Origin of the sequence: Streptomyces sp. NPDC057565 (genome assembly GCF_042801455.1) — a bacterium.
Taxonomy (GTDB): Bacteria; Actinomycetota; Actinomycetes; order Streptomycetales; family Streptomycetaceae; genus Streptomyces; species Streptomyces yanii.
Genome location: NZ_JBHVFU010000019.1, coordinates 129934 through 143991, shown reverse-complemented (window position 1 = coordinate 143991; position 14058 = coordinate 129934). Strand labels below are relative to the sequence as shown.

The window sequence follows — 14058 nt, the reverse complement described above, 5'->3', positions numbered from 1 at the left end:
ACCCTTCTACCGTTCGGGCGCCCCCCGGCGGTACTGCTGCTGTTCTTCATCGCCTACCCGGCTGTCGGGTGTTGCGACGTTGATTAGAACCCAAGAGCATGGCGGGGCTTCGTCGTGTCGTGGAACACCGCACGGTGCGGCCCATCGCCACACGCAGAACCCCGTCGGCACAAGCCGACGCCGCGAACCTCCCCGCCCGCCTCGACACCTGCCTGGCCCAGGCCACCGCCCCTGCCCTCCCCCTCAACGCCCGCGCGTCCCGCGCCCTCCTCGACGTCTGTTTCTTCCACCCGTTCGAGGACGGCAACGCACGGCGTGTTCCTGACGTTGACCTACCTGCCGGCCCGCGAGGGCACCGTCCTCGACCAGGTCGCCCCCGCTCGGCATGTGGTCCGCAGGGCGGGTGACGCGGATGGGGCGTTGGGCCTGGCCCGGGTGGTCGGCGTGCTCATGCGACGCGTACTGCCACCGGACGGCCGTGCGCCGGTCCCGGATGGCTGAAACAGCCAGGCTGCCGTCAACTCGGCGCTCCGGGAGCTGCCCCTGGCCTCGGCCGGGAACCGTGGTCAGCGGGAGCACCGGAGAGCCGGCCCTCAGAGATCCTCGGCACGCAGTCTCCTCGTCCCGTCCGGACGGGCTCGCAGGTGTGCGATCGCCTTCTCCGGCTCGCCCTCGCACACCAGACGTTCGGCCTCCGCGATCACACCGCCCGACATCCCGAAGTGCATGAGGTCTTCGGCAGAGACAACCGCCTCCTCAGTCCGGCCCCGTTCCTCCAGCAGGCGGGCGAGCGCGGTCCGGGCGTACTCCTCCCCGTCCTCGTCGAGCCAAGCGCGCAGCTCTGCCTCGCGTCCATACCGGGCCAGAGGAGCGGCAAGTTGCTGAGCGCACCCGGCGAACACCATGCCGTCGACGCTCACGTATCTCTCGGCAGCCCCTGGTGCCTGGGCCGGCGCCGGACGGCGCTCCGGAGCGAGTCCGGGAGCCGTACCGTCGGCGCCGGCCTGTGGGTGTGGGATCAGATGTGGCCGCCGGGCGTCACGGTGATGGACGCCGGACCGGCCGGCAGGTCCACGGTGTACTGGCGCAGGTAGGTGTCCAGGTACGGTGAGCGGTCGCCCTGGGTGGCCACGTCGTCGGACGGGTCGTCCAGGGACAGCCTCAGCACGGCGCCCGAGACGTCGATGGTCCGCCCCGACGGGGTGTCACGCCACGACCCGGTTTGGATCGAGCCGATCTCCACGGCCAGGACATGCCCGGCCGCCAGCGTCCAGTCGGTCGCCTTGAGGTCGACGCTCATCCGGCCTGTCTTCAGCAGGGAGACTTGCTCGTTGAACATCACAGCCTTGCCGTCCGGGCCGACGTCGTAGAGCTTGAGCATGACGTTGCCCTCGCCCTTCGCGGTCAGCGAGATGTTCGGCGTGGCGGTCAGCCGCACGTCCTGGGTGAGCGGCTGCGACCAGACGAAGAAGCTGGAGCCGACCTCACCGGCCTGCTGCCTCTTCGCGATCCCCTTGGCCAGACCCTTGGGCGCCGGCTGCTCGGTCGCCGGGGCGTTCTCCATGTCCCAGTTGCCCGACGGCTGGACCGCCTCGGTCGCCGGCGCACCGGCTGCGGCCAAGGTGGCGCGGGCGGAGGCACCGCCGTCGTCGAGGTAACTGCCGTTCCCCAGCGGGAGGGTGACGTCGCGCTCCACCGCCGGCCAGGTGTCCTGGGCCCGCCAGTGACCGGTGGAGTCCTCGACGGAGTATGCCGGGTAGTCGACCGAGGGCTCAACTCCCTTGAGGTACTGGTCGTAGAAGGACAGCATCTCGTCGTACCAGCCCTCGCGGCCCATGGCCAGACGGCCGTCCCTCACCCGGTCTCCACCACGCACATGGTCCCACTGTCCGACCCAACCGCGCTCCGGGCCGGTGTGGTTGGTGAGGTACTCCTGCATCTCCTCGGGCTTGGTGTTGTTCTCGACGAAGCCCTGGGTGACGAAGAGCGGCGTGTTGGTGCCCTGAGCCATCTTGGCCAGGTCACGGGAGGTCCAGAACGGGTCGTTCTGGTCCGAAATCCGGTAGCCGGCCGAGTTCTCGGTCAGGCACTGGGGGTGGGAGTTCTCGTACCGGGCGTTGGCCTGGTAGCGCGCGTCGTCGTCCGACAGCGGGGCCAACGTGGCAATGCCGTTGTAGGCATTGGCGGTTCCGGTCACATTCGGGCGGGGGACACCGTTGGAGTAGATGTACTGATACATGTCCCAGAGGGGCTCCTGGGCAACGACGGCCTTCAGCGCGGACTGCTTCAGGCCGTTGCCGATGAGGCCGGTGACGGCGTCGTAGGACTTGCCGTACATACCCACTGCGCCGGTCGACCACGGTTGGCTCGCGGCCCAGTTGATCGCGGCCTTTACGTCGGCCTGCTCACCGGGACCGCCCCAGTCGAGGCAGCCGGTCGAGCCACCGAAGCCGCGCAGGTCGACCATGAGGAATGCGTAGCCGTGGGCGAAGAGGTCGCTGCCCTCGATAAAGTCCTGAAAACGGCTCGAGGGACCGGTGTGGGTCCAGCCCTCGGGGCCCGTCTGGCCCATGTGTCCGAAGTACGGGCCGATGGAGAGGATGACCGGCACCTTCTGCCCGGCGGACACGCCTTCGGGCATCAGCAGGTCGCCGTGCAGTTCGGTGCCGGAGCCGTCCGAGGACGGGAAGTAGTGCTGGGTCCAGACCGAGCCCTCCGGGACACGGTCGTTCTGCTCGTGCGTGATGCCGTCGGTCGCGGTGGCGACCGCGGTGGTCGGGGTCCGAGCGGAAGTGGCGGTCGGTGACGCGACGGCAGGGCCGGCGAGTGCACCGGTCAGCGCCAGAGTGGTGACGAGTGCCGAGGCGGCCCAGCCGGGCGCGCGACGTCTGTTCACAAGCTCTCCAGAGTCGTCGGTACGGAGTGGAGCGGCGGTTCCGGCGGAGCGGCAGCCCCAGCCAACCGTCGCCGCAGCGACGACGGACGGTCGCACACACGTCAGGAACGTGACCGTCTGTGCGAACCCGGGCCGGAACCAATGGTGAGCGAGCCTAAGGTCAGCACTGAAACCCGTCAACGGTGCTGTGTATGAGCTGTGTTAGTGATGAGACGGGGACACGCCCTTTTCTGCTAGGGCCAGTTGTGTGTGACAACGGTGGGATGTCGGCTGCCGTGGGCGCCGGCATCGTCCTTGAAAGCGACGGCAGATTGGGCAACAAGATTGACTGTTACGGGTTTGACGGTGTGTGACATTCCGCCTTCGGCGTCAAGGACCTGAACCATCCGGTACCGCCCGTGCGAAAATCGTCTCCGCCCCGGGTGAACGTGCTGAAGCGGGTGGAGGGCTTCATCGACGAGATGCTCGTGCTGATTCCCATGTGGTCCCCCTCCTCCGACATGAAATGCACGAACCCGCAGAGAACGTGCCTCGACCACGCGAAGCGCTCCATCGTCTACGTGCTGGTCAACGGGTGTTCCTGACGGTCGTTGCCGCCTGCTTCGGGATATCGAAGTCGACCGTCCATCGCCGGTTCCTGATCTGGTCGAGGGCGGGGGTCCGGGGCCGGCTGCACGAGGCGGTACTGCACCGTCTGGACGACATCGGCCTCCTGAACGTCTCCCGCGTCATCCGCGACACCGCCCACGTCAGGGCCAAAAGAAGAGGGCGGAATCGAGTCGAGCGAGCGATTGGGACGCCGCAGACGGGTCGTCCAGCGGACCATGTCCCGGCTGTCCGGCTACCGCCGCCTCAACCCCCGCTACGAGCGAGACCCCCGCAATTACCTGGCCTTTCTCGGACTCGCCGCCATCCTCTGCTGCTACAGATTTCCCGCGTAGGCTGCTTCCATCCTCTTTCGGGGAGAGGTGTGTCCAGCAGGCTGCGCAGGTCGTGGTCGGGCGGTATGCCGATGTCCGGACCCCGCCCATGGCACCGGGAGGGTGTCCCTGCGGCGCGGCGGTCTCCCGTTCCCGGTCGGTCGGTTCACGGCGACGGAGCCGGCCGTGAACCGACCGTCACAGACGTCAGCGACCGGCCGCCAGGCCGAGGGCGATGTCGACGATCATGTCCTCCTGGCCGCCGACCAGTCGTCGCCGGCCGCATTCCATCAGGATGTCGCGCACGTCGACTTCGTACCGCTGCGCGGCGGTCTCCGCGTGCCGCAGGAAGCTGGAATAGACACCCGCGTAGCCCAGCGTGAGGGTCTCGCGGTCGACCCGGACCGGGCGGTCCTGCAGGGGGCGGACGATGTCGTCGGCGGCGTCCTGCAGTTTGAACAGGTCGCAGTTGTGCTTGAAGCCCGACAGGTTCGCGACGGCGACGAAGGCCTCGATGGGGCAGTTGCCCGCGCCCGCTCCGTGTCCGGCGAGCGAGGCGTCGACGCGGTAGACGCCGTTCTCGACCGCGACCACCGAGTTGGCGACGGAGAGCGAGAGGTTCTCGTGGGCGTGGATGCCGATCTCGGTTGCCGGGTCGAGGATGTCGCGGTAGGCGCGCACCCGGGCGGCGACATCATTCATCGTCAGTCGGCCGCCGGAGTCGGTGACGTAGACGCACTGGGCGCCATAGGACTCCATCAACTTGGCCTGCTTCGCGAGCTGTTCGGGCTCGGCCATGTGGGAGAGCATCAAGAAGCCGGAGACGTCCATGCCCAGCTCACGGGCGGCGGCGATGTGTTGCGCGGAGATGTCGGCCTCGGTGCAGTGGGTGGCCACGCGCACTGAGCGAACGCCGAGGTCGTAGGCGTGCCTCAGCTCGTGGATGGTTCCCACACCCGGCAGAAGCAGAGTGGTGAGGCGGGCGTTCTTCAGGACCGACGCGGCGGCCTCGATCCACTCCCAGTCGGTGTTCGAGCCCGGGCCGTAGTTGAGCGAGCCGCCGGCGAGGCCGTCACCGTGCGCGACCTCGATCGCGTCGACGCCGGCCTCCTCCAGGGCCACGACGATGCGCTTGACGTCCTCGGGCGTGATGCGGTGCCGGACGGCGTGCATTCCGTCGCGGAGGGTGACGTCCTGTACAAAGATCGGGGTGCTCACTTCGTGGCCTCCTTCGCGGCGGCGATCTTCTCGGCCATCTGCACCGCGGCCGAGGTCATGATGTCGAGGTTTCCGGCATACGCCGGGAGGTACATGCCCGCGCCCTCGACCCTGAGGAAGACCGACACCTGGTGGGTCGGCCGTGCGGTCGCGCCCTCGGCCAGCAGCGTCTCGACCGGCTGGTCGGCCGGGATCTCGGTGATCTGGACGTCCTGGACCATCCGGTAGCCCGGGACGTACGCCGAGACCTCGGCGACCATCTTGCGAACCGACTCGGTGATCTGCGCCTTCGCGGTCTCGCCGTCCGCGCCCTCGGGCAGGGTGACCAGCGCGAAGACAGTGTCACGCATCATCAGCGGCGGCTCGGCCGGGTTGAGGATGATGATCGCCTTGCCCCGCTGGGCGCCCCCGACCTGCACGATCGCCGAGGAGGTCGTCTCGGTGAACTCGTCGATGTTGGCCCGGGTGCCGGGGCCGGCCGACTTGGAGGCGATCGAGGCAATGATCTCCGCGTACGCCACCGGGACGACCCGGCTGATCGAGGCCACGACCGGGATCGTCGCCTGGCCACCACAGGTGACCATGTTGACGTTCGGCGCGTCGAGGTGCTCCTCGAGATTGACCGCCGGGATGACGTACGGACCGATCGCGGCCGGCGTCAGGTCGATCATGCGGATGCCGAGCGGGCGCAGCTTCTCGTCGTTGTACGTGTGCGCACCGGCCGAGGTGGCGTCGAAGACGATGCCGATCTCGTCGATCTGCGGCGACTTCAGCAGCCCCTCCACGCCCTCGGGGGTGGTCTCGAACCCGAGGCGCGCGGCGCGGGCCAGACCGTCGGAGGCCGGGTCGATACCGACCATGACCCCCATCTCGAGGTGCTGCGCATTGCGCATGATCTTGATCATCAGGTCGGTTCCGATGTTGCCCGACCCGATGATGGCGACCTTGGTCTTGCTCATCGTCGTTCCTTACGCAGAGAAGGTGACCGACACCGTGCCGAGGCCGGTGACAGTGGCATGAACGGCAGCGCCCGGCGTCACGGGACGCATCGGGCCGAGGGCACCGGAGAGGATGACCTGGCCCGCGCGGAGCGGCTCGCCCAGTTCGCGGGCCTGGCGGGCAAGCCAGACGACGGCGTTGACCGGGTCGCCGAGGCAGGCGGCGCCGCTGCCGGTGGAAACGGTCTCGCCGTCGACGGTCATGGCCATCTCGGCCGCCACGGGGTCGAAACCGGTGAGCGGGACGCGCTGCGCGCCGAGGACGTAGCCGCCGGCCGAGGCGTTGTCGGCGACCGTGTCACCGAAGCTGATGTCCCAGTCGGCCACCCGGCTGCCGCAGATCTCGATCGCGGCGACGGCATGGTCGATGGCTTCGCGCACCTGGGCGTCGTCGAGCGGTCCCTCGGCGAGGTCGGCCCCCAGCACGAAGGCGATCTCGGCCTCGACCCGCGGCTGGAGGATCGCGCCGGCCGGCACGACCGAGCCGTCGGCGTACTCCATGTCGTCGAAGAGGAAGCCGAAGTCGGGCTGGTCGACGCCGAGCTGCTGCTGCACGGCCGCGGAGGTGAGGCCGATCTTCCGGCCGACGACCGTGGCACCGGCCTCGATCCGCTCGGCGGTGAGCCGCTCCTGCACGGCGTACGCGTTCTCGACGTCGTCGCGGCCGATCAGGTCGCGCACGGGGGCGGCGGGGGTGCCGGTGGCAGCGGCGTCACGGAGCCGGGCCGCGGCGGCGGCGATGCTGTCGGTGCCGACAGTGGGGTGGTTCTGGGGCATGTCGTCCAATCTGCGGCATGGGGCGCGGAGAACTCCATGCCTGCGTTCCACTCAGCGGTACGCTCTTTTCCATGGAGGACAGCGACACCGTCCTGGGCAAGGCACTGGCGATCCTGCGCGCGTTCGGCCCGGCCGACTCCGTGCTGCCGCTCGCCGAGCTGGTGCGGCGTACCGGTCTGGCGAAGGGCACCGTCCACCGCGTCGCGGGGGACCTGGTCCACCACCGGCTGCTCGACAAGACCGACCACGGCTACCGGCTCTCCGGGGGCCTCTTCGAGCTCGGTCTGCGCGCCGCCACCGAACGCACCCTGTTGGAGCTGGCGATGCCGTTTCTGCAGGATCTCTACGAACGCACCCACGAGACCGTGCACCTCGGCGTGCGCGAGGGGCATGAGGTCGTCTACGTCGCCAAGATCGGCGGACACCGCCAGGCCAAGGCGCCCTCCCGCACCGGTGGGCGGATGCCGATGCACTGCACGGCGATCGGCAAGGTGCTGCTTGCCTACGCCGGGGAGGACGAGCAGGCCGCCGTGCTGAGAGCCCCGCTCGAACGCCGCACGCCGCACACCGTGATCGCCCCGGGCCTGCTGCGCCGGCAGCTCGTGAAGGCGGTCGAGACAGGTGTCGCCTACGAACGCGAGGAGTCGACACCGGGCCTGCTCTGCGTCGCCGCGCCGGTCCTCGCACCCGACGGTCTGACCGCGGTCGCCGCCATCAGCGTGACCGGCCCGGTCGGACGCTTCCGCCCCGAGTCCCACGCGAACGCCGTACGCGCCGCGGCCACGACCCTGGGCTCCACCCTCGCCCGCCGGCGCCCCTGAAACCGGCCGAGGCCGGGTGCGACGCACTTCGCGTCGCACCCGGCCACGGTCCGGGGCGTGTGGGTGGTCAGGCCGCCCGGTCCTCGACGGCCGCCGAGGAGAGCGGGATCGGCGTGAACATCTCGGGTTCCTCGTCCGGGGTCAGCGCGGTCGGACCGTACACCCAGTCGGTGAAGGTGTAGTCGTCGGCGTCCCGCGCCCGCATGATCGCGTTTCGCTGGAGCCGGGACTCCCCGTCGAGGTGCCACAGCTCACCCCAGGCGCGGGCCGTCGTCTGCACCCGGCGGCAGTGCTCCACCCGGACAGCCTCGTACGCGGCCAGCGCACCGTCCCAGTCCGGCTCGGTGCCCGCCGGGGCGGCCTCGGCCAGCCGGGCGTAGTGCTGGGCGAGCACCCAGCCGTCCTCGATCGCCATGATCGCGCCCTGCGCCATGTACTGGAGCGGCGGGTGCGCGGCGTCGCCGAGCAGGGCGATCCGGCCGTGCACCCAGGTCTCGATCGGGTCGCGGTCGAACATCCGCCACCAGCGGTCCCGCCACATCAGCGGAATGCCCTTGATGACAGTGTCACAACTGCCCACGAAGGCCGCGTCCAGCTCGTCGGGTGTGCCCCAGTCCTCCTCGCCGGCCAGGGCCTTGGGCGACTCGAACACGGCGACCTGGTTGAACATGTCGCCGCCGCGCAGGGCGTACTGGACGAAGTGGCGGTGCGGGCCGACGTAGACGGTGACGTCGTTCTCCGCGATGCCGTTGTCCTTGACCTGCTCGATCGGGACGGCCGCGCGGTAGGCGACGTAGGAGGAGCTGACCACGTCGTCGCCGATCAACTGGCGGCGGGCCACGGAGTGCAGTCCGTCGGCCGCGATGACCAGCGGGGCGGACTCGACCCGTCCGTCCTTCAGGAGGACTCGGGCGCCGCCCTCTGTGTTCTCGTAGCCGACGACGACCTGGTCGTTCAGCAGCTCGACACCGGCGCGCCGGCAGGCGCGCAGGAAGATGCCGTGCAGGTCGCTGCGGTGGATGACCATGTACGGAAAGCCGTAGCGGCGTTCGAGGTCGCGCAGGTCGAGCCGGGTCAGCACCTGGGAGTCGAGCGCGTCCCGCATCACCATGTTCTCCGGGACGACGCCCAGCGACTTCGCCTCGTCCAGCAGGCCGTACTCGGCAAGGATGCGGGTGCAGTTGGGGGCGATCTGCAGGCCGGCGCCGACCTCGCCGTACTCCGGGGCCTGTTCGAGAACGCGTACCCGAAGTCCCTGGCGTGACAGGGCGAAGGCGGTGCTGAGGCCGCCGATGCCACCGCCGACCACCAGGACGTCGGGCTGTCCGGCAGGCGTGGGTTCAGGGTTCATGTGCTGTTCCTTGCGTGTGCGGGGCGGGCCCCGGGTTCAGAGCCAGGCGCCCAGCGCGGGGGCGGGGGTGCCGTCTGCGGCGCGCAGGTCGGCGTCGCGTCCGGTGAGGTAGGCCGCAATGTCATGCAGTTCGCCGGTGACCGGGACGGGCTCGCCGTCGCCCGGCAGTTCCCAGTCGGCGCCGGCGGCCGGGGCCCGCAGGGTCACGGCCGGGCCGGGGGCCGCGGCGCGCTTGGCGGCGACGTCGTCGCACAGGGCGGCGAGGAAGTCGGCCGGCAGGTTGGCGAAGGAGACGCCGGTCGCCAGGTCGACGGCGTGGACGCACACTTCGCGGGAACGCATCCAGGGCAGTTCGGTGGCGGGGACGGTGCGGCCCTGGGCAGTGACGACCTCGTGCCGCCACTGCTCGTCGGTGAGCTGGTCCATCCGCACCTCCAGCGCGTCCGCCGAGCGGCGCAGCCAGGCGGTCAGCCGGTCGGCCGGCAGGGCACGGCCGCGTTCAATGCCGGCGGCGCGTTCCTCGGGCGAGGCGTACATCGGGGTGGGTTCGCCTGTGGCGGCCCAGTGGACCAGGTTGGACAGGGCCTCGGCGTTGGCAGCGACGTGCGCGGCGATGTGGGCGCGGCTCCAGCCGGGCAGGGTGCTGGGCGCGGCGTACCCGGCGTCGTCGAGTCCGGCGACGGCGTCGAAGGTCAGCTCGGCGCCGATCAGGGCCCAGCGGCGGGCGTCGGCGAAGGTGCGGGTGCCGTTCGTCACGCTGCGACGACCTTGTTGGTGCAGGCGCCGAGGCCGGTGATCTCGGTGACCACGTTCTGGCCGGGGAGCAGGAAGACCTTGGGGTCGCGGGCGTTGCCGACGCCGGCCGGGGTGCCGGTGGCGATGATGTCGCCCGGACGCAGAGTGATGACGGTGGAGATGTACTGCAACAGGAAGACCGGGTCGAACAGCAGCGTGCCGGTGTCGTCCTGCTGCATGACCTGGCCGTCGACGACCGTCTTGACCTTCAGGGCGGGGCGGACGCCGCCGACCTCGTCGGGGGTGACGACGTACGGGCCGACCGGCGTGGTCGCCTCCCAGATCTTGCCCTGGGTCCACTCGATGGTGCGGAACTGCCAGTCGCGCACCGAGATGTCGTTCATGACGGTGAAGCCGGCGATGGCGTCGGCGGCCTGCTGCTCGTCGGCGCGGCGGACCTGCTTGCCGATCACGACGGCCAGCTCGACCTCCCAGTCGACCGCGTCGGTCTCGGCCGGCTTGACGATGTCGTCGTTCGCACCGATGAGGGTGTCGGCGAACTTCGGGAAGAGGGTCGGGTAGTTGGGGAGGTCCCGCCCCATCTCCTTGATGTGGTTGGTGTAGTTGTGGCCGACGCAGACGACCTTGGACGGGTTCGGGACGACCGGCGCGAAGTCCGCGCCCTCGACCGGGTAGGTGGTGCCGGAGGCGGCGGCGGCCTTGGCCTGCCAGTCGGCCTCGGCGAACAGTTCACCCAGGTCGGTGTAACCGAGGTCGACGTGGACGTCGCCGTCGAGGCGGACCGCCCGGGTGCCGTCGGTGGTGCGGATGGTGGCGAGCTTCATGATCAGGCGTCCTTCTGGGTGCGGTTGAGCTGAAGCGCCTCGAAGACGGGCGCGTCGGAGAAGCGGAAGAGGTCGAGGGCGCCGGAGTCCGAGTCGGTCCCGCCGGCCTCGGACCTGGCGGAGAACGGTTCCCAGGACGGGACGACGAACAGGTCGCCGCGGCTGACCGTCCAGGACTTCTCCCCGACGGTCACGACACCGGAGCCGTCGAAGACCTGGTAGACGGAGGAGCCGGTCTCGCGCACGGGCGCGGTCTCGGCGCCGCGGGCGACACGGTGGAACTCTGCGCGGATGGTCGGCAGCACGTCGGAGCCGTCGTGCGGGTTGGCGTAGCGCACCGCGGCGTGGCCGGGCTCGACGGTGCCGCCGTAGCCCTCCTTCTCCAGCAGCAGTTGGTCGCGCAGGGCGGCGTCGGTGTACTCCCACTTGTAGGAGAGCAGCGGGCTGCCCGGGGTGGCCGGGGCGGCCGACAGCGGGCGCAGGCCCGGGTGGCCCCACAGGCGCTCGGAGCGCGACCGCTCCGGCGTGATCCGCTCGGCGTCACTGATCTCGTCGCGGCCGAACTCGAAGAACTGCGCCTCGGTGACGTACTGGAGGGGGATGTCCAGGCCGTCGATCCAGGCCATCGGCTCGGAGGTGGCGTTGTGGTGGGCGTGCCAGTTCCATCCGGCCTGCGGGAGGAAGTCGCCGCGGTTCATCGGCACCGGGTCGCCGCCGACGACCGTCCACACGCCCGAGCCCTCGACGACGAACCGGAAGGCGTGCTGGGTGTGGCGGTGCTCGGGGGCGTCCTCACCCGGCATCAGGTACTGGATGGCCGCCCACAGCGTGGGGGTGGCGAAGGGCCGTCCGCCGAGGGACGGGTTGGCCAGCGCGATGGCGCGGCGCTCGCCGCCGCGGCCGACCGGGACGATGTCGCCGGCCTGGGCGGCCAGCTCGCGCAGCCGCTGCCAGCGCCACATGTGGGGTACGGCGCGCGAGCGCGGGTGGGCCGGCATGAGGTCGCCGATCTCGGTCCACAGCGGGACGAGCAGCTCGTTCTCGAAGCCCCGGTACAGCTCTTCGAGAGCCGGGGTGACCTCGGGCTGCCCCTCCGCGGCGACGGCCTGCAGCCGCACCGGGGAGCCCGAGGCGATGTCATGGGCGAGGGAGGAGTGAGTCACAAGCCACAGCGTGCGCCGTTTCTCTTTGAAGAACACATAGATTCTGCATAGCAGAACCATTCCGGCACCGCGCCATGGACAAGTCGCTCAGGACCCCGCCGCCCCATCCCATCGCCGTGGCCTGCTGCTGCTCGCCGGCCTCTCCGACGAGGAGCTGGACGAGGTGTACGCGACCGAGCGGTACCGGGAGCGTCCGGTCGAGCGCCCGGAGCCCGACCAGCCGCGGGATGAGCTGCGGCGGCTGCAGCGCAACGGATTCGCCTTCGACAAGAGGCGGTCCGAACGCGGTCCGGTCGCACTCGGCGTACCGGTGCGCGACCGGGCCGGCGCCGCGCCGGCCGGTCTGTCGGTGTCGCTGCCCGGCGTGCGCTACGCCCCGCACCGCCTCCTGTCCCTGGTCGCCACCCCGAACGCGGCGGCGCACGCCCTGGAGCAGGACCTCGCCGAGGAGGGCCGCTGACAGACGGGGAGGGCCTGTACGGCGCCGCCGACGCGGCGGTGTCGTACAGGCCCTCCCCGGCCGGTCGGCCCGTGGCTCAGTTGTTGGCGACGAAGTCGGTGACCAGCCGGTTGAACTCGTCGGCGTGCTCGATCATCGCCCAGTGGCCGCAGTGATTGAGCACCACCAGGCGGCTGTCCGGGATGTTCGCCAGCAGGAACAGCGAGGTCTCGTAGGAGACGACGCGGTCGTCGCGGCCGTGGATCAGCAGGGTCGGCACCTGGATCGTCGGCAGCAGCTCCGGCTTGACCCACTTGGGCAGCGGGGCGCCCTGGGGCATGCCGTCGACGTAGTTGCGCAGGTGCTCCGGGCGGGCGAGCGCGGCGTCCGAACGGGCCTGGCACAGCTCGGGGGTGGCGAACCGGGCCTTGTCGAAGACCATGATCTCAACGAGCCGGCGCATGTTCTCCGGGCCGGCGTCGCGGTAGGTCTCGATCAGGACCTTGAGGCCCTCGGACGGGCCGTCACCGGCGCCGAAGAGGGTCGGCAGCCGCATGCCGACCGGCGGGCCCATGGTGACCAGGTGGGATATCCGCTCGGGGTACTCGGTGGCGAGGCGGAGCGAGGTCTGGCCGCCCATCGAGTTGCCGACGAAGGCGGCCTTGTCGATGTCGAGGGCGTCCATGAACTGGATCGCGGCCTCGACGTGGTCGAGACGGTCGACCGTGGCGGCGTCCGACTCGCCCCAGCCGGGCATGTCGACCGCGTAGACGTGGAAGTGCTCGGCCAGGGCCTCGATGTTGCCGGAGAAGTTGCTCCAGCCGGTGGCGCCGGGGCCGCTGCCGTGCAGCAGGATGACCGGGTGGCCGGAGCCCGCCTCGTAGTAGCGGAGCTTCCAGTCGGCGGTCTCGACGGTGCGGGCGATGTCCTGCGGGTTGAGGGTCATCAGTGGTTCTCTTCCATCGGGTTCGGTGCGGCAGCGAGCAGGCCGGAGACGACGCCCGGGGGACGGTGGCCCCAGCTGTGCAGCCGGTCGAGCGTCTTCACCTCCCAGGTCTCGTCGTCGATGATCAGCCCGCCCCAGCCGTACTCGATACTGAAACCGGACGGCGTGAAGACGTAGAAGCTGAACATGTGGTCATTCGGGTGCATGCCGAGCGTCATCTCGAACGGCTGCTTGGCGTCCATGCACCGGTCGTAGGCCAGGCCGACGTCGCGGATGTCGGTGACCTCGACCATGAAGTGGTGGGTCTTCTTCGGCGACGGAAGGTCGCCGAAGGCGACGGTGTGGTGGCGGCCGTTGCAGTGCAGGAAGATCAGGTCGGCGACGATGCCCGGGGCGAGCTCCTCGACGATCATGTCGCTGATCTTGAAGCCGAGCAGGTCGAAGTAGAAGCCCAGGTAGGTCTCCCGGGAGACGCCGTGGGCCAGCAGGACCTGGTGGCCCGCGCCGCCGGCGCCGGTCACAAAGCTGCCGAGCAGCGAAGCAGACTCGAACGGCGTGGCGGCATCGGCCAGGCCGTTGACCAGCTCGACCCGGTTGCCCATCGGGTCGGCGGTGATGAAGATCCGGTCCACCTTGCGGGCGGCGGCGAGCGCCTCGTCGCCCTCGGTGACCTCGACGTCGGCCGCACGCAGCTTCTCGACCAGGGTGTCGAGCGCGTCCGCGCCCTCGACCTCGTAACCGGTGGCCACCAGGTCGTCGGCCGGGCCCTCGCTGATGACCCAGCGGTGGGCCTTCTCGTCGGTACGCAGCGTGAAGCCGTTCCCGGTCTTCTCGCCGAGCTGCATACCGAGCAGGGTGACACCGAAGTGCTCCCAGTCGGCGAGGCTGCTCACCTCGTAGACGACGTATCCGAGTTCCTTGACACCAGACAAGTCTTTCTCCTTTTCTT

At 70.0% G+C, this 14058-nt stretch carries 14 protein-coding genes and 1 pseudogene; 4 read left to right on the top strand and 11 right to left on the bottom strand.

Annotated features, from left to right (window positions below):
- Positions 1–315 precede the first annotated feature (315 nt).
- Positions 316–501 (top strand): hypothetical protein, encoded by a 186-nt coding sequence (locus tag ACFU8W_RS28660; protein ID WP_384042982.1) that lies wholly within the window; start codon positions 316–318, stop codon positions 499–501.
- Between the two features lie 92 nt (positions 502–593).
- Here ACFU8W_RS28660 and ACFU8W_RS28655 read toward each other — a convergent pair whose 3' ends face one another.
- Positions 594–920, bottom strand: a complete 327-nt coding sequence (locus ACFU8W_RS28655) for a hypothetical protein (RefSeq protein ID WP_384042979.1) — start codon at positions 918–920, stop codon at positions 594–596.
- Between the two features lie 98 nt (positions 921–1018).
- A complete protein-coding gene (locus tag ACFU8W_RS28650; RefSeq protein ID WP_384042976.1) occupies positions 1019–2896 on the bottom strand; it encodes a CocE/NonD family hydrolase in 1878 nt (625 codons plus the stop codon).
- A 548-nt stretch (positions 2897–3444) separates the two neighbouring features.
- Between ACFU8W_RS28650 and ACFU8W_RS28645 the strand changes: the two are divergent.
- A pseudogene (locus ACFU8W_RS28645) lies at positions 3445–3837 on the top strand (IS5/IS1182 family transposase); the annotation flags it as partial.
- A 186-nt stretch (positions 3838–4023) separates the two neighbouring features.
- Here the strand turns inward: ACFU8W_RS28645 and dmpG are convergent.
- From dmpG to ACFU8W_RS28630, 3 genes are read right to left on the bottom strand one after another with little or no spacing between them, the layout of a single operon-like run.
- Positions 4024–5034 (bottom strand): 4-hydroxy-2-oxovalerate aldolase, encoded by a 1011-nt coding sequence (gene dmpG, locus ACFU8W_RS28640; protein WP_384042973.1) that lies wholly within the window; start codon positions 5032–5034, stop codon positions 4024–4026.
- Positions 5031–5993: an acetaldehyde dehydrogenase (acetylating) gene (locus tag ACFU8W_RS28635; RefSeq protein ID WP_384042970.1), complete on the bottom strand. Its 963-nt coding sequence runs from the start codon at positions 5991–5993 to the stop codon at positions 5031–5033. Before ACFU8W_RS28635 ends, dmpG begins: the two co-directional genes overlap by 4 nt.
- Positions 5994–6002: 9 nt before the next feature.
- The gene (locus tag ACFU8W_RS28630) at positions 6003–6809 is read right to left on the bottom strand and encodes a 2-keto-4-pentenoate hydratase (protein WP_384042967.1); all 807 of its coding nucleotides are present in this window, start codon (positions 6807–6809) and stop codon (positions 6003–6005) included.
- Between the two features lie 71 nt (positions 6810–6880).
- On the opposite strand from ACFU8W_RS28630, the gene ACFU8W_RS28625 reads away from it, so the two are divergent.
- The gene (locus ACFU8W_RS28625; protein WP_345511627.1) at positions 6881–7630 is read left to right on the top strand and encodes an IclR family transcriptional regulator; all 750 of its coding nucleotides are present in this window, start codon (positions 6881–6883) and stop codon (positions 7628–7630) included.
- 67 nt (positions 7631–7697) lie between these two features.
- Here ACFU8W_RS28625 and ACFU8W_RS28620 read toward each other — a convergent pair whose 3' ends face one another.
- The 4 genes from ACFU8W_RS28620 to ACFU8W_RS28605 are packed head-to-tail and all read right to left on the bottom strand — an operon-like array spanning position 7698 to position 11724.
- Positions 7698–8981, bottom strand: coding sequence for an FAD-dependent oxidoreductase (locus ACFU8W_RS28620; RefSeq protein ID WP_384042964.1), 1284 nt, complete (start codon positions 8979–8981; stop codon positions 7698–7700).
- Between the two features lie 36 nt (positions 8982–9017).
- Positions 9018–9737, bottom strand: a complete 720-nt coding sequence (locus ACFU8W_RS28615; protein WP_384042961.1) for a maleylpyruvate isomerase family mycothiol-dependent enzyme — start codon at positions 9735–9737, stop codon at positions 9018–9020.
- The gene (locus ACFU8W_RS28610; RefSeq protein WP_384042958.1) at positions 9734–10561 is read right to left on the bottom strand and encodes a fumarylacetoacetate hydrolase family protein; all 828 of its coding nucleotides are present in this window, start codon (positions 10559–10561) and stop codon (positions 9734–9736) included. The genes ACFU8W_RS28615 and ACFU8W_RS28610 overlap by 4 nt, the downstream gene beginning before the upstream one ends.
- Positions 10562–10563: 2 nt before the next feature.
- Positions 10564–11724, bottom strand: a complete 1161-nt coding sequence (locus ACFU8W_RS28605) for a cupin domain-containing protein (protein ID WP_384042955.1) — start codon at positions 11722–11724, stop codon at positions 10564–10566.
- Between the two features lie 40 nt (positions 11725–11764).
- On the opposite strand from ACFU8W_RS28605, the gene ACFU8W_RS28600 reads away from it, so the two are divergent.
- Positions 11765–12184, top strand: a complete 420-nt coding sequence (locus tag ACFU8W_RS28600) for an IclR family transcriptional regulator C-terminal domain-containing protein (protein WP_384042992.1) — start codon at positions 11765–11767, stop codon at positions 12182–12184.
- 76 nt (positions 12185–12260) lie between these two features.
- On the opposite strand, the gene ACFU8W_RS28595 is transcribed toward ACFU8W_RS28600, so the two are convergent.
- Both ACFU8W_RS28595 and ACFU8W_RS28590 read right to left on the bottom strand, forming a co-directional pair.
- Positions 12261–13109 (bottom strand): alpha/beta fold hydrolase, encoded by an 849-nt coding sequence (locus ACFU8W_RS28595; protein ID WP_384042952.1) that lies wholly within the window; start codon positions 13107–13109, stop codon positions 12261–12263.
- Entirely contained in the window at positions 13109–14041 is a 933-nt protein-coding gene (locus ACFU8W_RS28590) for a VOC family protein (RefSeq protein ID WP_384042948.1), read from the bottom strand. The genes ACFU8W_RS28595 and ACFU8W_RS28590 overlap by 1 nt, the downstream gene beginning before the upstream one ends.
- Between the last annotated feature and the right edge of the window lie 17 nt (positions 14042–14058).